General features: G+C 71.8%; 22 protein-coding genes. 11 read left to right on the forward strand and 11 right to left on the reverse strand.

What is annotated here, in order from left to right; genetic code table 11:
- Positions 1-98 precede the first annotated feature (98 nt).
- Positions 99-758, reverse strand: coding sequence for a response regulator (locus tag ACIQ7D_RS18880; protein WP_403938873.1), 660 nt, complete (start codon positions 756-758; stop codon positions 99-101).
- 2 nt (positions 759-760) lie between these two features.
- Positions 761-1,780: a histidine kinase gene (locus tag ACIQ7D_RS18885; RefSeq protein ID WP_403938875.1), complete on the reverse strand. Its 1,020-nt coding sequence runs from the start codon at positions 1,778-1,780 to the stop codon at positions 761-763.
- Between the two features lie 231 nt (positions 1,781-2,011).
- On the opposite strand from ACIQ7D_RS18885, the gene ACIQ7D_RS18890 reads away from it, so the two are divergent.
- The 3 genes from ACIQ7D_RS18890 to ACIQ7D_RS18900 all read left to right on the forward strand — a co-directional run bounded on the left by ACIQ7D_RS18890 (position 2,012) and on the right by ACIQ7D_RS18900 (position 4,487).
- On the forward strand, positions 2,012-2,299 hold the full coding sequence (locus tag ACIQ7D_RS18890) for a DUF3040 domain-containing protein (protein ID WP_403938877.1): 288 nt from the start codon (positions 2,012-2,014) through the stop codon (positions 2,297-2,299).
- Between the two features lie 423 nt (positions 2,300-2,722).
- Positions 2,723-3,208 carry a cation:proton antiporter regulatory subunit gene (locus ACIQ7D_RS18895; protein WP_403938879.1) on the forward strand — a complete coding sequence of 162 codons (486 nt, stop codon included), beginning with the start codon at positions 2,723-2,725 and terminating at the stop codon, positions 3,206-3,208.
- Positions 3,209-3,215: 7 nt separating this feature from the next.
- A complete protein-coding gene (locus ACIQ7D_RS18900) occupies positions 3,216-4,487 on the forward strand; it encodes a cation:proton antiporter (protein ID WP_403938881.1) in 1,272 nt (423 codons plus the stop codon).
- Positions 4,488-4,604: 117 nt separating this feature from the next.
- Here ACIQ7D_RS18900 and ACIQ7D_RS18905 read toward each other — a convergent pair whose 3' ends face one another.
- Positions 4,605-5,180, reverse strand: coding sequence for a TerD family protein (locus ACIQ7D_RS18905; protein ID WP_382888258.1), 576 nt, complete (start codon positions 5,178-5,180; stop codon positions 4,605-4,607).
- A 211-nt stretch (positions 5,181-5,391) separates the two neighbouring features.
- On the opposite strand from ACIQ7D_RS18905, the gene ACIQ7D_RS18910 reads away from it, so the two are divergent.
- Together ACIQ7D_RS18910 and ACIQ7D_RS18915 are read left to right on the forward strand one after the other, a co-directional pair.
- On the forward strand, positions 5,392-5,883 hold the full coding sequence (locus ACIQ7D_RS18910; protein ID WP_403939290.1) for a BlaI/MecI/CopY family transcriptional regulator: 492 nt from the start codon (positions 5,392-5,394) through the stop codon (positions 5,881-5,883).
- A 5-nt stretch (positions 5,884-5,888) separates the two neighbouring features.
- Positions 5,889-6,878 (forward strand): M56 family metallopeptidase, encoded by a 990-nt coding sequence (locus ACIQ7D_RS18915; protein WP_403938883.1) that lies wholly within the window; start codon positions 5,889-5,891, stop codon positions 6,876-6,878.
- A gap of 16 nt (positions 6,879-6,894) precedes the next feature.
- Here ACIQ7D_RS18915 and ACIQ7D_RS18920 read toward each other — a convergent pair whose 3' ends face one another.
- The 5 genes from ACIQ7D_RS18920 to ACIQ7D_RS18940 all read right to left on the reverse strand — a co-directional run bounded on the left by ACIQ7D_RS18920 (position 6,895) and on the right by ACIQ7D_RS18940 (position 11,977).
- The gene (locus ACIQ7D_RS18920) at positions 6,895-8,358 is read right to left on the reverse strand and encodes an FAD-dependent oxidoreductase (protein ID WP_403938885.1); all 1,464 of its coding nucleotides are present in this window, start codon (positions 8,356-8,358) and stop codon (positions 6,895-6,897) included.
- A 168-nt stretch (positions 8,359-8,526) separates the two neighbouring features.
- Positions 8,527-8,934, reverse strand: coding sequence for a PTS-dependent dihydroxyacetone kinase phosphotransferase subunit DhaM (locus ACIQ7D_RS18925; RefSeq protein ID WP_403938887.1), 408 nt, complete (start codon positions 8,932-8,934; stop codon positions 8,527-8,529).
- Positions 8,931-9,584, reverse strand: coding sequence for a dihydroxyacetone kinase subunit DhaL (gene dhaL / locus ACIQ7D_RS18930; protein WP_403938889.1), 654 nt, complete (start codon positions 9,582-9,584; stop codon positions 8,931-8,933). Before dhaL ends, ACIQ7D_RS18925 begins: the two co-directional genes overlap by 4 nt.
- Positions 9,585-9,676: 92 nt before the next feature.
- Positions 9,677-10,669, reverse strand: a complete 993-nt coding sequence (gene dhaK, locus ACIQ7D_RS18935) for a dihydroxyacetone kinase subunit DhaK (RefSeq protein WP_403938891.1) — start codon at positions 10,667-10,669, stop codon at positions 9,677-9,679.
- 804 nt (positions 10,670-11,473) lie between these two features.
- The gene (locus ACIQ7D_RS18940; protein ID WP_403938892.1) at positions 11,474-11,977 is read right to left on the reverse strand and encodes an N-acetyltransferase; all 504 of its coding nucleotides are present in this window, start codon (positions 11,975-11,977) and stop codon (positions 11,474-11,476) included.
- Between the two features lie 342 nt (positions 11,978-12,319).
- Between ACIQ7D_RS18940 and ACIQ7D_RS18945 the strand changes: the two genes are divergently transcribed.
- The 4 genes from ACIQ7D_RS18945 (at position 12,320) to ACIQ7D_RS18960 (ending at position 15,970) form a co-directional block, all read left to right on the forward strand.
- Complete coding sequence (locus ACIQ7D_RS18945) at positions 12,320-12,436, forward strand: putative leader peptide (protein WP_403938893.1); 117 nt, start codon at positions 12,320-12,322, stop codon at positions 12,434-12,436.
- Between the two features lie 75 nt (positions 12,437-12,511).
- Positions 12,512-13,726 (forward strand): LLM class flavin-dependent oxidoreductase, encoded by a 1,215-nt coding sequence (locus ACIQ7D_RS18950; protein ID WP_403938895.1) that lies wholly within the window; start codon positions 12,512-12,514, stop codon positions 13,724-13,726.
- Between the two features lie 20 nt (positions 13,727-13,746).
- Positions 13,747-15,120 (forward strand): NtaA/DmoA family FMN-dependent monooxygenase, encoded by a 1,374-nt coding sequence (locus ACIQ7D_RS18955; protein WP_403938897.1) that lies wholly within the window; start codon positions 13,747-13,749, stop codon positions 15,118-15,120.
- 85 nt (positions 15,121-15,205) lie between these two features.
- Entirely contained in the window at positions 15,206-15,970 is a 765-nt protein-coding gene (locus tag ACIQ7D_RS18960) for an alpha/beta fold hydrolase (protein ID WP_403938899.1), read from the forward strand.
- Positions 15,971-16,144: 174 nt separating this feature from the next.
- Here ACIQ7D_RS18960 and ACIQ7D_RS18965 read toward each other — a convergent pair whose 3' ends face one another.
- From ACIQ7D_RS18965 to ACIQ7D_RS18975, 3 genes are read right to left on the reverse strand one after another with little or no spacing between them, the layout of a single operon-like run.
- On the reverse strand, positions 16,145-16,561 hold the full coding sequence (locus tag ACIQ7D_RS18965) for an arsenate reductase ArsC (RefSeq protein ID WP_403938901.1): 417 nt from the start codon (positions 16,559-16,561) through the stop codon (positions 16,145-16,147).
- The gene (arsB, locus tag ACIQ7D_RS18970; RefSeq protein WP_403938903.1) at positions 16,554-17,678 is read right to left on the reverse strand and encodes an ACR3 family arsenite efflux transporter; all 1,125 of its coding nucleotides are present in this window, start codon (positions 17,676-17,678) and stop codon (positions 16,554-16,556) included. The genes ACIQ7D_RS18965 and arsB overlap by 8 nt, the downstream gene beginning before the upstream one ends.
- Positions 17,675-18,082, reverse strand: coding sequence for an ArsR/SmtB family transcription factor (locus tag ACIQ7D_RS18975; protein ID WP_403938905.1), 408 nt, complete (start codon positions 18,080-18,082; stop codon positions 17,675-17,677). The genes arsB and ACIQ7D_RS18975 overlap by 4 nt, the downstream gene beginning before the upstream one ends.
- A gap of 243 nt (positions 18,083-18,325) precedes the next feature.
- Here ACIQ7D_RS18975 and ACIQ7D_RS18980 point away from each other — a divergent pair, with 243 nt between their 5' ends.
- Positions 18,326-18,517, forward strand: a complete 192-nt coding sequence (locus ACIQ7D_RS18980) for a hypothetical protein (protein WP_403938907.1) — start codon at positions 18,326-18,328, stop codon at positions 18,515-18,517.
- A gap of 216 nt (positions 18,518-18,733) precedes the next feature.
- A complete protein-coding gene (locus ACIQ7D_RS18985; protein ID WP_403938909.1) occupies positions 18,734-19,072 on the forward strand; it encodes a cupin domain-containing protein in 339 nt (112 codons plus the stop codon).
- Positions 19,073-19,267: the final 195 nt, after the last annotated feature.

The following is a 19,267-nucleotide window of genomic DNA, read 5'->3' on the forward strand; positions in this document are numbered from 1 at the left end:
CAACCCGCCTCGCCCGGACAGCCCCGTCGTCACCCTCGTCAAGCCCACCAAAACAGCCCCAACCCCACGGACGAAGCCCTAAAACACCGGTATTGCGTCTAGGGTTCGATCAGACCGGCCCGGATCGCGTACCGCGTCAGTTCCAGCCGGTCGCGCAGCCCCAGCTTCTGGAGGAGGTTGGCGCGGTGGCGCTCCACGGTCTTGGCGCTGATGAGCAGCAGACCGGCGATCTCCTTGGAGGTGTGTCCCTCGGCCACCAGCTTGAGGATCTCCTCCTCCCGGGGGGTGACCGCGCTGTCCGGGACGCCGTCGCCCTGCCGTACCCGGTCGAGATAGTTGCGGATCAGGGCCGTCACCGCCCCCGGATAGAGGAAGGGCTCGTCGCGCATCGCCGCCCGGCACGCCTCCACCAGATCGCGGTCCGCCACGGACTTGAGGACGTAGCCGCTCGCCCCGGCCTTCAACGCCTCGAAGAAGTACTGCTCGTTGTCGTACATGGTCAGCATCAGGATGCGGGTCCCCGGCTGGAGCCGGGAGAGTTCGCGCGCCGCCTGAAGGCCGGTCAGCCGGGGCATCGCGATGTCCAGGATCACCAGGTCCGGGCGTTCGGCGCGGGCCAGTTCGATGGCCTCGGCGCCGTCCCCGGCCTCGCCGACGACCGTCAGGTCCGGCTCGTTGTCGAGGATCAGCCGGACCCCGCGGCGGACCAGCGCGTGGTCGTCCGCGAGCAGGATGCGCGTCGGTGTCGTCTCGGCCATGGTCAGTTGCTCCCGTTACTGATCGGCACCCGCAGGCGTACGCCGGTTCCGCCGCCCGGTTCCGCCGTCCGTCCCTGTGTATTCCTGTGCGCGTCCGTCCGTACGTCTGCCCGTACGTCTCGCAGGCCGGGGTCCACGGTGAGTTCGGCCCCGATGAGCAGCGCCCGTTCCCGCATGCCCCTGATCCCCGCGCCCTCCGTCGCCGTACCGACGCCCCGGCCGTCGTCCGCGAGAAGCAGCTCCACCCCGGTGGGTGTGCGCCGGAGCGCGAGATCGACGCGGCGCGCGTCCGCGTGGCGGACGATGTTGGTCAGCCCCTCCTGCGCCACCCGGTAGACGACCAGCTCCACATCCTCGCCCAGCTCCGGCAGATCGCCGTCGAACCGCTGCCGGACCGTCAGCCCGGTGTGCGTGGTGATCTCGGTGGTCAGCGCCTTGAGCGCGCTGATCAGCCCCAGTTCCTCCAGTACGCCGGGGCGCAGCCGGCGCGCGATCCGGCGGATCTCGTCGAGGCTGTCGCGCGTCGTCTCCTGTACGTGGAGCAGATCGGCGCGCAGCGGCGCGGGGGCCCCGTCGGCGACCCGCTTCAGTTCGAGCAGCACGGCGGTGAGGGTCTGGCCGACCTCGTCGTGCAACTCCTGCGCGATCCGGCGGCGTTCGGCCTCCTGCGCGGAGAGCGCGAGCCCGCTGCTCGCCGCGCGCTCGGCCTCCAGCCGGTCGAGCATGGTGTTGAACGTCATGATCAGCTCGGCGATCTCGCCGTGTCCCGACACCGCGGGCCGGCGGCCGGGGCGCAGCAGATCGGTCGTCGTCATCGCCCGGGTGAGCCGTTGCAGCGGAGAGAGCCCCACGCGCAGCAGCGCGGCGTTGGCGACGAGCATGGCCACCAGCCCGAGGGCCATGATCAGGGCCTCCGTGAGCAGTACGGGGGCGGACACGGTGACGGGGCCGAGCAGCAGCAGGGCGGTGGCCGCGAACAGTACCGCGGCGTTGAGCAGAAAGATCCGCCAGAACAGGGACACGGGGCATGGCCTCCTCGCAGGTGACGCCCCCACTATCACCCGCGCGGGAGGAGAGGCCCGACCACAGGACCGCCACCCCCACGCGTCTGCATGTCGCCCACCCCCGGATGTGGGTGTCGATGCGGATGGCGGGGGAGCGCGGTGACGGGCGATCGTAGGGACACCGCCCGGGGCAGGCGGCAGGGCGGGCGGCGGGGCAGGGAACGGCGTACGACGGCGGGGAGGCGGACCATGACGACGCACGAGGACCGACTCGGTGACCTGGCGGAGCGGCTCCGCCACGACGACCCCCGGTTCTTCCACGCGCTGGAGGCCGGCACCCCGTGCCGCCCCCGCGAGTACCGGCACGGCACCGCCTGGCTGACGCTGGCCGTCGCGCTCGGCGGGCTGGCCCTGGGCATCGTCCTCGGCCATGGGCTGCTCATCGCGGGAGGACTGGTCCTGGCGGGGATCGGCGCGCATCTCTTCGACCCCGACCGCGCCCGGGCCGGGCGGGGCATCGGACCGCCTCCCGGATAGCGCCCCCGTGTCCCCGGTCGGCTCGCGCCGCCGGGGAAGGACGAACCGCCGGGGTCTCCGGCGGTTCTTTTCGTTGTATAGGCCACAAACCTCACAAATTATTTTACGTTAAAATAGTTCGGAGGTGACCAACGCTTTCTCCTGAGCGTTGGCACGCCCATTACTGAGATGCTGGGCGGTCGGTCGAATTCGCGGGGGCGGAGGGGGCGGTTCCATGAGACGCGCACCCCTGGCGGCCCGTCGCGTCCGGTCGGCCGGCACGGTGTCCGCCTCTCCGCGCGACCCCTTACACGTGCTTCCCCGCGACGCATGATGCAGAATCCCTGTCCGGTGGCGGACGGCTGACGCAGTCGTGCCCGTCGCCCTGACAGGGGTCAGCATGCCCGCACGCCCTCACGCCACGCCCGCATGGAGCCGTTTCCTATGGAGCACACCGCTCACGTCAGCAAGACCACCCTGCCCGGGGTCGGCACCCGCTACGACCTCAACACGGAAGCGGGAAAGCATCTCTCGGTCGTCGTGCACCAGGACGGGCGCCGCATCCTGGCCTTCCACGACCCCGAGGACGACGACAACTGCCGGGACGCCGCGACCCTCGCCCCGCACGAGGCGACCGCGCTCTGCGAGCTCCTGACGCCCGACCCCGTCGCCCATCTCCACCAGCACATCGAGATCGACCTGCTCACCGAGCACATCCCGGTCACCAAGCGTTCCCCGTACGTCGGCCGGACGCTCGGGGCGACCCAAGTACGCAGCCGCACCGGCGCCTCCATCGTCGCCGTCCTGCGCCGCACCGACGCCTTCCCCTCGCCCACCCCGGACTTCCGCTTCGCCCTGGGGGACACGCTCGTCGTCGTCGGCACCCGGGAAGGCGTGGACGCCGTCGCCGAACTGATCACCGGAGGATAAAGCGCCCGTGCACGAGACCACCGCACTGCTCATCGAACTCGGGGCCATCATCCTGGGTCTGGGGATACTCGGGCGGCTCGCCGGCCGCGTGGGCTTCTCCGCCATCCCCCTCTACCTGCTCGCCGGACTCGCCTTCGGGCACGGCGGACTCCTCCCGCTCAACGCGAGCGAGGAGTTCGTCGCCACCGGCGCCGAGATAGGCGTGATCCTGCTCCTGCTCCTGCTGGGGCTGGAGTACAGCGCGTCCGAACTCGTCTCCAACCTCAAGACGCAGTACCCCTCCGGCATCGTGGACTTCGTCCTGAACGCCGTGCCGGGCGCCGCCGCCGCGCTGGTCCTGGGCTGGGGGCCGGTCGCCGCGGTCGCGCTGGCCGGTGTCACCTGGATCTCCTCCTCCGGCGTGATCGCCAAGGTCCTCGGCGACCTCGGCCGCCTCGGCAACCGTGAGACCCCCGTGATCCTCGGCGTCCTCGTCATCGAGGACCTGGCCATGGCCGTCTACCTGCCGCTGCTCACTGCCCTGCTCGCCGGGCTCAGCTTCGCGGGCGGCAGCCTGACGCTGCTGATCTCGCTCGGCACGGTCGGCGCGGTGCTCTACCTGGCGCTGCGCCACGGCCGGCTGATCAGCCGCGCGGTCTCCTCCGACAACCCCGAGATGCTGCTGCTGGTCGTCCTCGGCCTCACCGTGCTCGTCGCCGGGGTCGCCCAGGAGCTCCAGGTGTCCGCCGCCGTCGGCGCGTTCCTCGTCGGCATCGCGCTCTCCGGAGAGGTCGCCGAGGGCGCGCACAACCTGCTGGCCCCGCTGCGCGACCTGTTCGCCGCCGTCTTCTTCGTCTTCTTCGGCCTGAACACCGACCCGGCCGCCATCCCGCCGGTCCTGGTGCCCGCCCTCATCCTGGCGACCGTCACCACCCTGACGAAGATCGCCACCGGCTGGTACGCGGCGAAGCGCGCCGGGGTCAGAACGGCCGGCCGCTGGCGGACCGGCGGCACCCTCGTGGCCCGCGGTGAGTTCTCCATCGTCATCGCCGGTCTGGCCGTCGGGGTGGAGCCGCGGATCGGCCCGCTGGCCACCGCGTACGTCCTCATCCTGGTGATCCTCGGCCCGCTGGCCGCGCGCTGGACGGAGCCGCTGGCCCGCCGGATCACCGGCGGCTCCAAGGCCCCGGTCCCGGCTGCGGCCGCCGCCGCGCCCGTACCGCTCGTGAAGGCGGAGCCCTCCGACCGGACCGAGCCCTCCGTACCGGAAGCGAGCGACACGGCGCCCAGCCAGGGCTGACCACCCGCGCCCGCCCGCCCCGTACGGCCCTGGGAAGGCGAACGGGGCACAGGACGCGCGCCCTGCGTCCTGTGCCCCTGCCCGGGGGTGCCGGCCGGGGCGGGCCGGCACCGGTGGTCAGACCCCGACGCCGAAGTCCGCGGCGATGCCCGAGAGACCCGAGGCGTAGCCCTGGCCGACCGCGCGGAACTTCCACTCCGCGCCGTTGCGGTACAGCTCGCCGAAGACCATCGCCGTCTCCGTGGCCGCGTCCTCGCTCAGGTCGTAGCGGGCCAGCTCCGCGCCGCCCGCCTGGTTGACCACCCGGATGTACGCGTTACGGACCTGGCCGAAGCTCTGGCCGCGGTTCTCGGCGTCATGGATCGACACCGGGAAGACGATCTTCGACACCTGGGCCGGCACATTGGCCAGGTCGACCTTGACGGTCTCGTCGTCGCCGTCGCCCTCGCCGGTCAGGTTGTCACCGGTGTGCTCGACGGAACCGTCCGGGCTCTTCAGGTTGTTGTAGAAGACGAAGTGCTGGTCGGAGGCGACCTTCCCGGACTCGTCGACCAGCAGGGCGCTGGCGTCGAGGTCGTAGTCGGTACCGGTCGTCGTCCGTACGTCCCAGCCGAGGCCGACAAGGACCGCTGTCAGGCCCGGTGCCTCCTTGCTGAGCGAGACATTGCCGCCTTTGGACAGGGAAACTCCCACGCTGCTCCTCCTGAGCTGAGCCGATCGGTCATGCGGAAGTAAAATCTACAGGAGTGTAGAAGCGAACGGGAGCGAGATCCGGCCCGCTCTGCTGGCCGGTGTCCGCCCCCGTACCGGCCCACCCGGCCGGGCGGCGCGGCACACCGGCTCCGTAGCATGGACCGTTCGCCCCGTGGTACGTCCGCGCGGCCGGAGGGAGACAACGGTGACCGTGCACGGCAGTCCTGACGAGCGCCCCCGCCGGCGCGGCCAGGGCGAACTGGAGGCGCAGGTCCTCGCCGCGCTCCGGCAGGCCCCCGGGCCCGTCACCGCGGCCTGGGTGCAGGAACGGCTCGGCGGGAACCTCGCGTACACGACGGTGATGACCATCCTGACCCGGCTCCAGGCCAAACGGGCGGTCACCCGGGAGCGCGCGGGTCGCTCGTTCGAGTGGCGCGCGGCCTCCGACGAGGCGGGGCTCGCCGCCCTGCGGATGCGCAAGGTGCTCGACGGCGAGACGGACCGCGAGGCCGTCCTGGCCCGCTTCGTCACCGCGCTCTCGCCGGACGACGAACGGCTGCTGCGCGATCTGCTCGCCCTCCCCGATGAGGGCTTCCCCGACGCTTTCCCCGACGCTTTCCCCGACGGCGCCTTCCCCGGGAACGGAACGCCCGGAGGGCCCACGCGCCGGGACGGTTTCCCCGAGGGCGGGGCGGAGGGCTGACAGCGATGGGGGTGTTCGTCTTTCTGCCGCTCGTACTGCCGCTGACCGCGCTGCCCGTCGCGCGCCTCGCCGCACTCCATCTGCACCCCCGGGTCGCCACCCGGCTGCTGTCCGCGCTCGCCGCCGTCCTCGCGGTGTGCAGCACGCTCTGCCTCGGCCTGCTGGTGGTCGTCGGTACGGCGCAACTCCCGGGCAACCCGCTCCCCGACGCCTGGTCGGATCCCGAGGTCCGTGAGGCGGTCCCGTACGACGAGATCGCCGGCAAGGCGGCCATCGTCGCCCTCGCCGCGGTCGCCGTGGGTTGCGCGTCCGCCGCCTGGCGCCACCGGCGCGTACGCCGCGGCGCGCAGGAGGCCCTGGCCGGGCTGCCCGGCGGCGAGCTGGCCGTCCTGACCGACGAGGCACCGTACGCCTACGCGCTCCCGGGCTCCGGGCCGTCCCGTACCGGGGCGGGCCACGGCCCGGGAGCGCGTACGCCCGGCGGACGTGGACGGATCGTGGTGTCCACGGGGATGCTCGCCTGCCTGGACGACCAGGAACGGGACGCCCTGATCGCGCACGAGCGGGCGCACCTCGCGGGCCGGCACCACCGGTTCCTGCTGACGGTACGGCTCGCCGCCCGTGCCAACCCGCTGCTGCGCCCGCTGCGTACGGCGGTCGCCTACACCAGTGAGCGCTGGGCGGACGAGGACGCGGCCCGGGTGACGGGCGAGCGCACCGTGGTGGCCCGTGCCATCGGCAAGGCGGCGCTGGTCTCCCGGGGCATCCCGGCGCCGACGCTCGCCGGGTTCGCCGCGCCGAGCCCCGGCCCCGTGCCGCGCCGGGTGGCCGCGCTGCTGGGGCCCGCGCCGACGGCCGTCCACTGGCCGTCGGCGCGCAGCGCGGTGGGGCTGGCCGTCTGGGCCGCGGCGGCCGGAACGGTCGGCTCCGCACTCTCCTCGGCGAACGCCATGGTCACGCTCTTCCTCGTGCTCCAGGCGGCCACGCCCTTCTGAACGCCCGTGGCGTGAATCAGCCCGCCACGGGCCGCGGGGCGGACCTTCCCGGCTCCCGCCGCCCCGGCTCCGAGAGCACGGGCGCGATCCGCCCGAACAGCACCGCGCGCACCACCCGGGGCGCGAAGAGCACACCGACCGTCGAGGTCAGATGGGTCACGCCCCGGAACGCGTCCCCGACGACCGGATCCTCCCCCACGCGCTCCAGCACCCGCCTCAGATACCAGGCCACCGGCCGGTCCGCCGCACGGACCCGGGCGGCGTTGCCCCGCGCGCCCGGCAGCACCCGGTCCGCTCCGGCCGCGACGTCCCACGCCTGCCGTGACGCACTGACCAGCGCGCGCTGGACGCGCCGGGTCGTCGGCGTACGGCGGGGATCCGCGAGCGCCTTCGCCAGCGCGAGCGCGCCGAGCGCGGCGACCGCCATGCCCTGCCCGTACACCGGGTTGAAGGAACACAGCGCGTCCCCGGTGGCGAGGAACCCGGCGGGCCGCCGCCCCGCCCTGTCGTACCGCCGCCGTACGTTCGCCGTCGAACGGAACGCGTGCACCGGCGACGCCGGCTCCGCCCGCGACAGCCACGCGTGCAGCGCCGGATGGGGGAGCCGGGTCGCGAAGCCGAGGAAGCCGGCGTCGTCCGAGGGCGGTTCGCTGCCCCGCAGCCCGGTGAGCGTGACCAGGTGCAGACCGCTTTCGACGGGCAGCGCCACCCCGCCCTCGGCCTGGTCCCTGCCCGCGACGAAGAAGTAGCCGAGACAGTCTGGCCCTTCGGCGCTCTCCGGGCCCCGGTAGAGCCGGGACGCGTAGGCCAGGCCCGTGTCCAGCGTCTCCTCGTGGGCGGGTTCCGCGCCGATCGCCGCCAGCCAGTCGGGAGCGCGCGTGCCGCGCCCCGAGGCGTCCACGACCAGATCGGCGGCGAGCGGGCGCGCCTCGTACGGGGCCCGCGCCCCGCGCTCGCGCAGGCGTACGCCCCGCACCCGGGTGGCGTCCCCGACCAGCCCGACGACCTCCGTACCCTCCAGCACCGTGATCCGCGGGTCGGCCACCACCCGGCGCCGCACCAGCCACTCCAGCAACGGACGTGAACCGGTGAGGAGATGGGCCGAGGCCGGGGTGCGCCGGAAGAAGCGCCCGCCCTGCCACTGCACGAGATCGCTGGGCTGGCCGATCCGGGGACAGCCGTGCTCGCCCAACTCGTCGAGGATCCCGGGCAGTAACTCCTCCAGGGCCCGCTGCCCGCTCTCCAGCAGCACATGGAGATGACGGCTCTGCGGCACCCCCGCCCGTGGCTCGGGACCCTCCGGGAAGCGGTCACGCTCGATCACGGTCACCCGGTCCACGTGGTCGCTCAGCACTCGGGCCGTCAGCAGGGCCGAGAGGCTCCCTCCCACCACGACGGCGTGACGCGCCCGCCGCCCCGGGGCCCGCTCCGCGCCGCTCGCGCCCCGTACACCGGTGTCCGCGCCTGCCGAGTTCGCCATACCTGTCCCTCCCGGGGGTCCTGGGGCCCCGGGAGGCCCTGAGCCGCCACCCGGCACGGAGGGCGCCGGTGCCCGCGTGACGGCCCAGTATCCCGGTGCCGGGAAGCCAGGACCACGACGACTACCCGCCGTTTCCCCGGCCCGGGGAGGATCCCGTACGGATACGGCTCACTCCTTGCGGTACTGGTACGCCTCCGCCGCCGCGGCCACCACCGCGTCCAGATCCCCGCCCGCGGCGGCGGTGACATACGCCGCCACCGCTCCCTCCACGAACGGCGCGTCCACCAGCCGCGACCCCTCCGGCAGCTCGTCGCCCTCGGCGAGCAGCGCCTTCACCGTCAGCACGGCGCTGCCGAGATCCACCAGAAGGGCGACCCCCGCACCACGGTCCACCTCCGCCGCCGCGGCCGAGATCAGCTCGGAACTGGTCCCGAGTCCGCCGTCCTCGGTGCCGCCCGCGGCCGCCACCGGCGCCGTCCCGCCGCCCGCCAGCCCCCGCGCGAGCCCGGCGAGGGCCGTGGCGAGCGCCGCGCTGTGCGACACGAGCACGATGCCGACCGGCGCTCCGTCGCTCATCCGGCCGCCTCCGCCGTGTCGGCGAGCGCGGCGATCAGCAGCGCGGACGATGTGGCGCCCGGGTCCTGGTGCCCGATGCTGCGCTCACCCAGATAGCTCGCCCTGCCCTTGCGCGCCTGAAGGGGTACGGTCGCCACGGCGCCCCGCTCGGCGGCCTCGGCGGCGGCCCGGAACGAAGCGGCGGCCGGCGCCGGCGCCGCGTCCAGCGCCTCCACCGCGGGCTCCAGCGCGTCGATCATCGTCTTGTCCCCGGGAGCGGCCCCGCCGAGCTGCGCCACCGCCGCCACCCCGGCGCGCAGCGCCTCGGCGAACTGGGCGGGCGTGACCTCGGCGGCCTCCCCGAGCGCCTTGCCCGTACGCCGCAGCAGCGTCCCGTACAACGGACCGGACGCGCCGCCCACGGTGGAGATGAGCTTGCGCCCCGCCAGCATCAGCACGGCCCCGGGGGAGGCGGGCGGCTCCTCCGCCAGCCCGGCCGCGACGGCCCGGAAACCCCGCTGGAGATTGCTGCCGTGGTCCGCGTCCCCGATGGCCGAGTCGAGCTCCGTCAGCCGGTCGGCCGCCTCCTCCACCGCACCGGCCGCGACCACCCCCAGCCAGCGCCGGAAGAAGCCGGCGTCGAGCGTGCGCCCCGATATCTCGTCCGTCACGTGATCTCCTCACCCCAGGGAACGTTCCCCACGTCCCTGTCCTGCCGTGCCCACCGGGCCCTGCCGCGAACCGTCACCACGGCGACAAGCACTCAGCGGCCCCAGCGCAGCGCGGGGGTCTCGACCGGCGCGTCCCACAGCCGCAGCAGCTCCTCGTCGACCTGACAGAGGGTGACCGAGCAGCCCGCCATGTCGAGCGAGGTCACATAGTTGCCGACGAGGGTACGGGCCACGGACACGCCCCGCTCGCCCAGCACCCGCTGAACCTCGGCGTTGAATCCGTACAGCTCCAGCAGCGGCGTGCCGCCCATGCCGTTCACGAGGGCGATCACCGGGCCCGAGGGCCGCAGATCGTCCAGCACGGCGTGTACGGCGAAGTCCGCGATCTCCCGTGCGGTCATCATCGCGCGCCGCTCGCGCCCGGGCTCCCCGTGGATGCCGATGCCCAGCTCCAGCTCGCCGTCGGGCAGATCGAAGGTCGGGCTTCCCTTGGCGGGCGTGGTGACGGCGCTCAGGGCGACTCCGAAGCTCCGGGACGCCTCGTTGACCCGCCGCCCGATCGCCTCGACCCGCTCCAGCGGCGCCCCCTCCTCGGCGGCGGCGCCCGCCATCTTCTCGACGAACAGCGTGGCGCCCGTACCGCGCCGACCGGCGGTATACAAGCTGTCGGTCACCGCGACATCGTCATTGACCAGCACTTTCGCGACCTGGATACCTTCGTCCTCGGCCAGCTCGGCGGCCATGTCGAAGTTCAGGACGTCGCCGGTGTAGTTCTTGACGACGAAGAGCACCCCGGCTCCACTGTCCACAGCGGCGGCGGCCCGCACCATCTGATCGGGCACGGGCGAGGTGAAGACCTCACCGGGGCAGGCGGCGGCCAGCATCCCGGGCCCGACGAACCCGCCGTGCAGGGGCTCATGCCCGGACCCGCCCCCGGAGACGATCCCGACTTTCCCGGCCACGGGCGCGTCGCCCCGTATCACCACGCGGCGCTCGACATCGACGGAGAGCTCGGGATGCGCGGCGGCCATGCCTCGCAGAGCATCCGCGACCACGGTCTCCGGCACATTGATGAGCATCTTCAAGGGTGCCTCCCAGGTAGGCGTACGGCTATGCCCCTGACCGGTGTTGCCGCAGGTCAGGTCACATGTGGGCGTTTTTCGATCTTGGCGGTACCCGGCGCGTCGGAGCGGCGGGGGCCGGCGATACTGGTGCTGACCTCGTGCCGAGCTTTCCGATGCATCGTCAGCTCCTGATGGGCCGGTCCGGCGGCGGTTTGCCACCCGGTTCCAGTATCGATCGAACCCGGCCGGGTGGCACGGCATACGGCGAGATCGCGGGGAGGGCCGTACAGGGATCCGGCTTGTCGTTCGTGACCTGCGGCTTTGCCTTCGGACGGTCTCCACCGTCCCGATCGGGTCGCCGATGAAGTGCTCGGCCCTGTCGCGGCCGGTGTAGAGGTTCCAGTAGGTCGAGGGCGATCTCGTCCGGAGCGCGGTGGGGACTCCTTCGGGTGCCACGGTGCCGATCATGAGGTTGATGGCCACGTTGGCCACGTAGACGCCCTCGTCGGCGAGGGTGTTGTGCGGGTTGATGGCCCAGTTGCGCCGGCCCGCCTGGGCGATGTTGGCGTCGGCGAGCATCGGATACGGGGTGATCGCGCCGCCGCCCGTGTGAACAGCGGGGCTCCCGCCCGGGCCTGGAGCATCCCCGGCAGTACCGCCCGGACGTACAACAAAGACAACAGGGCCTCCGGGAACCACTCGGAATGGGCTCGCACCCCCGAGCTACCTGGAGGCCCTGCTTTCACGCGCGGAATCCGCCGCAGTCACCCGATCGAGACTCCCGTTCGATCGACAGCCTTCGAGATCGGTACGGGCAACAATCACTTACGTGTCGGGATGCTCCGGCAGGGCGAGCCAGTCCGACCAGGAGATCTCGCGGCCGAGGAAGCGCGGCTGCTCGAACGGCCAGTCGGTAGCGATCCACTGCGGCACCAGCGCGTCGAGGGCCTGCTCGACCTTGCTGCCCACCAGCTCGTCCACCACCCACCAGGAGATCTCGCCGTCCGCGCCGGCCCTCTCCGGTGGGTCGATGTAGACACAGCCGAGCAGAGCTGTCTCCGCCGCGTCGAACAGCGCGTAGTTGAAGGACTGGTGTGCGGCGATCTCCTTCTCGTGCCGCAACAGGTCAGCCTGGTCGGCCTCGTAGGTCATGGTGGCCGCGGGCCAGCCCCAGGCCGGGCCGAAGATGGTCCACAGCCGCTCGCGCGAACCCATCACAGCCGGATAGTCGAGCGGGGTGTCCGCCTCCCGGATCGGCCGCAGGTGATGGCCACCGCCCGGCAGCGGTACCAGGACGGGGTGGACGAAGTCATCGGGAAGCCAGCTCATGGCGCCCGACCGTAGCAGCGCGCGGCCGTCCGCTCCCCTGGATTTTCCCCGTATACCGCCAGGCCCTGCTCTCATGCCGGGCAGGGCCCGCGATCACCCGATCGAGACTCCCGTTCGATCGCTTCACGCTCGTCCACACACCCGCCGGACAGCGGGAACCGCAGGACCGGGACCGGACAAGAAGCCGGAGCGCGGAATGAAAGCCACCACCGCGCTGTTGGGCTGCCTGACGAGTGGGGCGATCAGTGGGGCGGTCGGTAGGACGACCGCCTTCGGGATGCCACGAGCACGAGGCCGTCAGGGCCCCGGGGCCGCCGGGCCGGAAGGGTGGAGGTGAGGCATATGCGCAGCGTGTCCCTCCACCGCGCCACGGCCCCGCCCCCGCCCCGCCGTCTGCACCTTTACTCCCGGACGCACATCGACCTGCTCCGCGTGGCCGGCGCGCTCTGTCGCTCCTGACCTGTTGCCCTCGCGGCCGCACCCCTCGTACGGGGGCCGGCTCCCCGTAAGGCTGATCAGGAAGGCGTTTCTCCCATGTCCTCGTCACCCTCCCCGCTGCACCTCGCCGTCGCCCTCGACGGCGCGGGCTGGCACCCGGCCGCCTGGCGCGAGCCGGTCGCCCGCCCCCGCGAACTGCTCACCGCCACCTACTGGACCGATCTCGTCGCCGAGGCGGAGCGCGGTCTGCTCGACTTCGTGACCATCGAGGACGCCCTCGGCCTCCAGTCCTCGTCCCTCACCGAACCCGACGACCGCACCGACCAGGTCCGCGGCCGTCTGGACGCGGTTCTCATCGCCGCGCGGGTCGCCCCGCTGACCCGCCACATAGGTGTGGTGCCGACCATAGTGACCACCCACACGGAGCCGTTCCACATCTCCAAGGCGATCGCCACCCTCGACTATGTGAGCACCGGCCGTGCGGGCCTGCGCGTACAGATCTCGGCACGCCGGAACGAGGCCGCGCACTTCGGACGCCGTACGGTCCCGCCGCTCCGCGCAGAGGAGTACGGCACGCCCGCCGGGCGGAAGGCGCTGACCGACGCCTTCGACGAGGCCGCCGACCACGTCGAGGTCGTGCGCCGGCTCTGGGACAGTTGGGAGGACGACGCGGAGATCCGGGACAACGCGACCGGGCGCTTCATCGACCGTGACAAGCTCCACTACATCGACTTCGAGGGCAGGCACTTCGCGGTCAAGGGCCCCTCGATCACACCCCGCCCGCCCCAGGGGCAGCCGATCGTCACCGCCCTGGCCCACGCGGCCATCCCCTACCGGCTGGTGGCCCGGGCCGCCGACATCGGCTACGTCACCCCGTACGACGCCGGTCAGGCCCGTGCCATCGTCGAGGAGATCCGTGCCGAACAGTCGGCGGCCGGCCGCGCCGAAGAGCCCCTCCATATCTTCGGTGACCTGCTGGTCTTCCTCGACGACGATCCCGCCGAGGCCGTGGCCCGCCGGGAGCGCCTGGACACCCTGGCGGGACAGCCGTACACCGGCGACGCCCGGATCTTCACCGGTTCCCCCGCCCAACTCGCCGATCTGCTGCAGGAACTGCGATCGTCGGGGCTGTCCGGCTTCCGGCTGCGTCCCGCCGTCGCCGGCCACGACCTTCCGGCGATCACCCGGGGCCTGGTCCCCGAACTCCAGCGCCGGGGTGCCTTCCGCCGCGCGTACGAGGCCGACACCCTGCGCGGGCTGCTCGGCCTCTCCCGCCCCGCCAACCGCTACGCCGCCGCCCCGGCCGTCTGAGCCCGAAGGAGCCTCCCACCATGAGCGAACCGCTCAAGCAGATCCACCTCGCGGCCCATTTCCCCGGCGTCAACAACACCACCGTGTGGAGCGACCCCGCGGCCGGCAGCCACATCGAGTTCAGCTCCTTCGCGCACTTCGCGCGTACCGCCGAACGCGCCAAGTTCGACTTCCTGTTCCTCGCCGAGGGGCTGCGGCTGCGGGAACAGGGCGGCAAGATATACGACTTGGATGTGGTCGGCCGCCCCGACACCTTCACCGTCCTCGCCGCGCTGGCCGCCGTCACCGAGCACATCGGACTGACCGGCACCATCAACTCCACCTTCAACGAGCCCTACGAGGTGGCCCGCCAGTTCGCCAGTCTCGACCACCTCTCTGGCGGACGGGCCGCCTGGAACGTGGTCACCTCCTGGGACGCGTTCACCGGCGAGAACTTCCGGCGCGGCGGCTTCCTCCCGAAGGAGGAGCGCTACGCGCGGGCCAAGGAGTTCCTGTCCACCGCGAACGAACTCTTCGACTCCTGGCGCGGGGACGAGATCCTCGCCGACCGGGGGACCGGTGTATTCCTGCGGGACGCGCGGGCCGGAGCCTTCGTGCACCAGGGCCGGCACTTCGACATCCAGGGGCGGTTCAACGTCCCGCGCAGCCCGCAGGGCCGCCCGGTGATCTTCCAGGCCGGCGACTCCGACGAGGGGCGCGAGTTCGCCGCGTCGAGCGCCGACGCCATCTTCAGCCGGTACGCCACCCTCGACGAAGGCCAGGCGTTCTACACCGATGTCAAAGGCCGCCTCGCCAGGTACGGCCGGAACCGCGACCAGTTGCTGATCCTGCCCGCCGCGACCTTCGTACTCGGTGACACCGATGCCGAGGCGGAGGAACTGGCCCGTGAGGTACGCCGCCGGCAGGTGAGCGGGGCCACCGCCATCAAGCACCTGGAGTTCGTCTGGAACCGGGACCTGTCCGCGTACGACCCGGACGGCCCCCTCCCCGACATCGACCCCGACCTCGGCGAGCACACCGTCGCCCGCGGACGCGCCCAGGTACGGATGTACCGCGACCCGCTGGCCACGGCGCGCGAGTGGCGTGAACTCGCCGCCGCCAACCAGTGGTCGATCCGGGACCTGGTCATCGAGACCGGCAACCGGCAGAACTTCGTCGGCTCCCCGGCCACCGTCGCCGGGACCATCAACGACTTCGTCCAGGCCGATGCCGGCGACGGCTTCATCCTTGTCCCGCACATCACCCCGGGCGGCCTCGACCGCTTCGCCGACCAGGTCGTCCCACTGCTCCAGGAACGCGGTGTGTACCGCACGGAGTACGAGGGCACCACGCTCCGCGACCACCTGGGCCTGGCGCACCCCGACGAGGTGCGCGGTGAGCGCGCGGCATCATGAGATTCCTCGCCGTCACCCAGCCGGTGTTCTCGGCCTGGAGGACTTCGTGGGGCGGGGCGAGTAGCCGATGTATAGGATTTTCCGGATGACGCTCTCTCATGATGTGGCCGGAGACGGCCCTGTCCTGGTGCTGCTGCATTCCGGGGTGTGTGACCGGCGGATGTGGGATGCGCAGTGGCCGGCCTTGATCGATGCCGGTCACCGGCTGGTGCGCTGTGATTTTCGGGGCTTCGGTGAGACTCCCGCGCCGGACCGGCCGCACAGCGACGCCGAGGATGTGCTGGACCTCCTGAACAGCCTGGGCATCGCGCGGGCGGCGCTGGTGGGCTCCTCATACGGCGGGCAGGTCGCTTTGGAGATCGCCGCGCGACGGCCGGAGCGGGTCAGCGCCCTTGCGTTGATCTGCTCCGCCCTTCCCGGGCATGAACCGTCTGCCGAACTGAAGGCGCTCGGCCAGGGCGAGGAAGCACTGATCGAGGCGGGTGACATCGTCGGCGCGACGGAGCTGATGGTCAAAACCTGGCTCGGCCCGGAGGCCGACGAGACGGCCCGCGAGGCGGTACGCCGGATGCAACGGCGCGCCTACGAGCTGCAGATGGCCGCTGCCGAGGAGGGCGAGCCGATGGAGACCGAGATTGATCTGGCGGCGATCCAGGCTCCCTGCCTCGCCGTGTCGGGCGCGCACGATCTGGCGGACTTCCGTCAGATCGCCGCCCGGCTGCCGGACCTGCTGTCGCACGCCGACCACGTCGAACTGCCTTGGGCGGGCCATCTGCCCAGCCTGGAACGGCCATCGGCCGTCACCGATCTCCTGATCGGCTTCCTCAAGGACAGGGCCCCTGCCGGTTGATCCTGCTCGCGGGGTTTCTGCCACGCGGCACGGGGGAGCGAGCAGTGCGACGGCCCGGTTTGAACCGGTGGGCCGGCCCTGAGGCGCGACCGCGTGTGAGTGCGAGTCAATTCACTTACTGCTGGTCAATTCACTTACACCGAAGAAGTGTTGGGTGGCAGTCATGTGACGCGATCAGGGACGGGCCTGGACACCGAGGTGTTCCAGGAGGTCCCGGACGCGCCGCTGGATCTCGTCGCGGATGGGGCGTACGGCGTCGACACCCCGGCCCGCCGGGTCGTCGAGGTTCCAGTCCAGGTATGTCTTCCCGGGAAAGACAGGGCAGGTGTCGCCGCAGCCCATGGTGATCACCACGTCGGACGCCTGTACCGCTTCCACGGTCAGTGTCTTGGGGGTCCCGGCGGACATGTCGATGCCGGCCTCCGCCATCGCCGCGACGGCGGCCGGGTTGACGGCGTCAGCCGGTACCGACCCGGCGGAACGGACTTCGACCCGGCCCTCGGAGAGGTGGGTGAGGAAAGCGGCGGCCATCTGCGAGCGGCCGGCGTTGTGTACGCACACGAACAGGACGGACGGCCTGGACTCAGACACCGATGGAACCTTCCGGGGAGACGGCCGGCCGGGCCGTCGGTGCGGGCTGGGGGAAGAAGCGGCGGGCCGCCAGGGCGACATGGACCAGGCCGATCAGGACCGGCACCTCGATGAGAGGGCCGACGACTCCCGCGAGGGCCTGGCCCGAGGTGGCGCCGAAGGTGGCGACGGCGACCGCGATGGCGAGTTCGAAGTTGTTGCCCGCCGCCGTGAACGCCAGCGTCGTCGCCTTGGGATATTCAAGCCCGACCGCGCGGCCGACGGCCATGGACCCGGCCCACATCACAGCGAAGTACACCAGCAGGGGCAGCGCGATCCGCGCGACATCCAGGGGCTTGGAGGTGATGGCGTCTCCCTGGAGGGCGAAGAGCACGACGATGGTGAACAGCAGCCCGTACAGGGCGAACGGGCCGATACGAGGGATCAGCCTTGTCTCGTACCATGTGCGGCCCCTCCCTCTCTCGCCCAGGTGGCGGGTGAGAAACCCGGCGAGCAAGGGGATGCCGAGGAAGAGCAGAACGGAGCGGGCGATCTCCCACACCGACACGTCGAGCGCGGCCTGTTCCAGGCCGAGTTGGCCGGGCAGCACGCTCAGGTAGAACCAGCCCAGTACGGCGAACCCGATCACCTGGAACACCGAATTCAGGGCGACGAGGACGGCGGCGGCCTCGCGGTCCCCGCAGGCGAGGTCGTTCCAGATGATGACCATCGCGATGCAGCGGGCGAGACCGACGATGATCAGCCCGGTGCGGTACTCGGGCAGGTCCGGCAGGAAGACCCAGGCGAGCGCGAACATCAGGGCAGGGCCGACGATCCAGTTCAGCACCAGGGACGGGATGAGCAGGCGGCGGTCGCGGGTGACGGTGTCCAGGCGGTCGTAGCGGACCTTCGCGAGGACCGGGTACATCATCACGAGCAGGCCGAGCGCGATCGGCAGCGAGACCCCGGTGACGGTGACCTTCGCGAGGGCGTCCCCCAGGCCGGGAACGAAGCGGCCCAGTCCGAGGCCGCCGGCCATCGCGAGCATGATCCACACGGCGAGGAAGCGGTCCAGGAACGAGAGCCGCCCGGCCACCGGCCCCGGGGGCGCCGCAGTGGTGACGCCCCCGGGGCTCACGAGGCGGCTCCGGCGGGCGCGGTCTCGGCCGGCGGCTGCCGCTCGGCTGGGCGGGTGAGGATCGCGGCGAGGCGGTCGGTCATCTGCGGGAGCAGCCGGTAGTACACCCACGTTCCGCGCCGTTCGGAGTCGATGAGCCCGGCCTGCCTCAGCAGCTTGAGGTGGTGGGAGATCGTCGGCTGCGACAGGTCGAAGGCCGGCGTGAGGTCACAGACGCAGACCTCTCCACCGGCGCGGGAGGCGATCATCGACAGCAGCCGCAGCCGTACCGGGTCGCCCAGCGCCTTGAACACCTTCGCCAGATCGGCGGCCTGGTCCTCGTCCAGCGGCGCGGTCAGCAGTGCGGGGCAGCAACCATCGACGCCGTCTTGGCCGCCGAGTACCACCAGCTCTTGTTTCGACATACTTCTATGTTGACGTTTTTCGATCCCATGCGCAAGGTTGAATCGAGAGGCATCAATGCAACCCGATGGGGGAGACCGTAGCCCTCAATGTCGCCGAGCCCGACGCCTCGGTGACCTTCTCCTCCCGACTGGACGACCCCGACATGGTGAGGCTCTACAGCCTTTGGGTCGCTCGACTGGCCGGTCGGCGATCCTCGGGTCGTCGAGGTCGTCGACATCCTGGAGCGCCCGAGGATCCGCGCCGTGGAGGCCGGCGAGGCGGATATTGACGGCTTCGACGACCAGTTCGTCGACCTGCTGGACACAACCATGGCCGAGTCCTCGCCGGGCGCCGCGCGGCCGTTGGCAATCCTGGAGGAGCGGGGCTGGAGGGGCTGGACCCGCATCGAGCGGGTGCCTGCCCATCGGCTCAGCGCTGAACTGCCGCCGTCCTGAAGGCAGGTCAGGGTGGTGTGAGGCCGTTCGCCGGCAACCGCATGACCCGGCCGGCTACGTCGCCGCACCGCCTGCGCGGTGGGATCGTCCTGCTCCGTGACCTCCGCCGAGGGGCGGAACTCGGCACGCGCTCTAGGCTGTGTTGACCAAGAACGGTCGCTGCTCCGGGCCGGCCTGGGCTCCACAGCTCCTCACCGCGTACAGAAGGTCACTGCCATGAAGAACGAGCGGGAATTCTTTTCACCGGACGCCATGGAGTGGCGCACCGGGCCGCAGCCCGGGACCGCCGAGAGGGTTCTGAGCAGGGACGAGGCTGATCCGGAGGTGCTGACCCGGCTGGTGCGCTGGGAGCCCGGCCTTGATACCTCGCCCTCCGGTGTGATCCGGCACGAGTGGGCCGAGGAGGTCTATCTGCTCGAAGGCGACCTGCACGACCTGACCCTGGATCAGACCTTCGGCGCCGGAGACTTCGCCGCGCGGCCCCCGGGCATGGAACACGGCCCGTACCGGACAACCGGAGGCTGCCTGATGTTGGAGATCCGCTACCGGCCGTAGAGCGTGCGCCGAGTGGCGGTGCGCGCCCCGTGACGTATACCTGTCAACCGGGTCGGCCCCCGCCGGGCCCGTCACCGCCGTGGCCGTGACCGTCAGCGCGAGCCTCGGCGTCGTCGCGATCCTGATGGTCCTGTCCGCCGCGCTCGCCGATTCCACCCGCCGGTCCCCGGGACCACGCGCGCGCGGCGGCGTGGT

This window comes from Streptomyces sp. NPDC096310 (assembly GCF_044763125.1).
GTDB lineage: Bacteria > Actinomycetota > Actinomycetes > Streptomycetales > Streptomycetaceae > Streptomyces.

Bases quoted from the DNA above. Each gene is read 5' to 3' on its own strand.
- ACIQ7D_RS18880 (WP_403938873.1), bottom strand. From the start codon at position 758: ATGGCCGAGACGACACCGACGCGCATCCTGCTCGCGGACGACCACGCG.
- ACIQ7D_RS18890 (WP_403938877.1), top strand. From the start codon at position 2,012: ATGACGACGCACGAGGACCGACTCGGTGACCTGGCGGAGCGGCTCCGC.
- ACIQ7D_RS18895 (WP_403938879.1), top strand. From the start codon at position 2,723: ATGGAGCACACCGCTCACGTCAGCAAGACCACCCTGCCCGGGGTCGGC.
- ACIQ7D_RS18915 (WP_403938883.1), top strand. From the start codon at position 5,889: ATGGGGGTGTTCGTCTTTCTGCCGCTCGTACTGCCGCTGACCGCGCTG.
- ACIQ7D_RS18920 (WP_403938885.1), bottom strand. From the start codon at position 8,358: ATGGCGAACTCGGCAGGCGCGGACACCGGTGTACGGGGCGCGAGCGGC.
- ACIQ7D_RS18925 (WP_403938887.1), bottom strand. From the start codon at position 8,934: ATGAGCGACGGAGCGCCGGTCGGCATCGTGCTCGTGTCGCACAGCGCG.
- ACIQ7D_RS18940 (WP_403938892.1), bottom strand. From the start codon at position 11,977: ATGAGCTGGCTTCCCGATGACTTCGTCCACCCCGTCCTGGTACCGCTG.
- ACIQ7D_RS18945 (WP_403938893.1), top strand. From the start codon at position 12,320: ATGCGCAGCGTGTCCCTCCACCGCGCCACGGCCCCGCCCCCGCCCCGC.
- ACIQ7D_RS18950 (WP_403938895.1), top strand. From the start codon at position 12,512: ATGTCCTCGTCACCCTCCCCGCTGCACCTCGCCGTCGCCCTCGACGGC.
- ACIQ7D_RS18955 (WP_403938897.1), top strand. From the start codon at position 13,747: ATGAGCGAACCGCTCAAGCAGATCCACCTCGCGGCCCATTTCCCCGGC.
- ACIQ7D_RS18960 (WP_403938899.1), top strand. From the start codon at position 15,206: ATGACGCTCTCTCATGATGTGGCCGGAGACGGCCCTGTCCTGGTGCTG.
- ACIQ7D_RS18975 (WP_403938905.1), bottom strand. From the start codon at position 18,082: ATGTCGAAACAAGAGCTGGTGGTACTCGGCGGCCAAGACGGCGTCGAT.
- ACIQ7D_RS18985 (WP_403938909.1), top strand. From the start codon at position 18,734: ATGAAGAACGAGCGGGAATTCTTTTCACCGGACGCCATGGAGTGGCGC.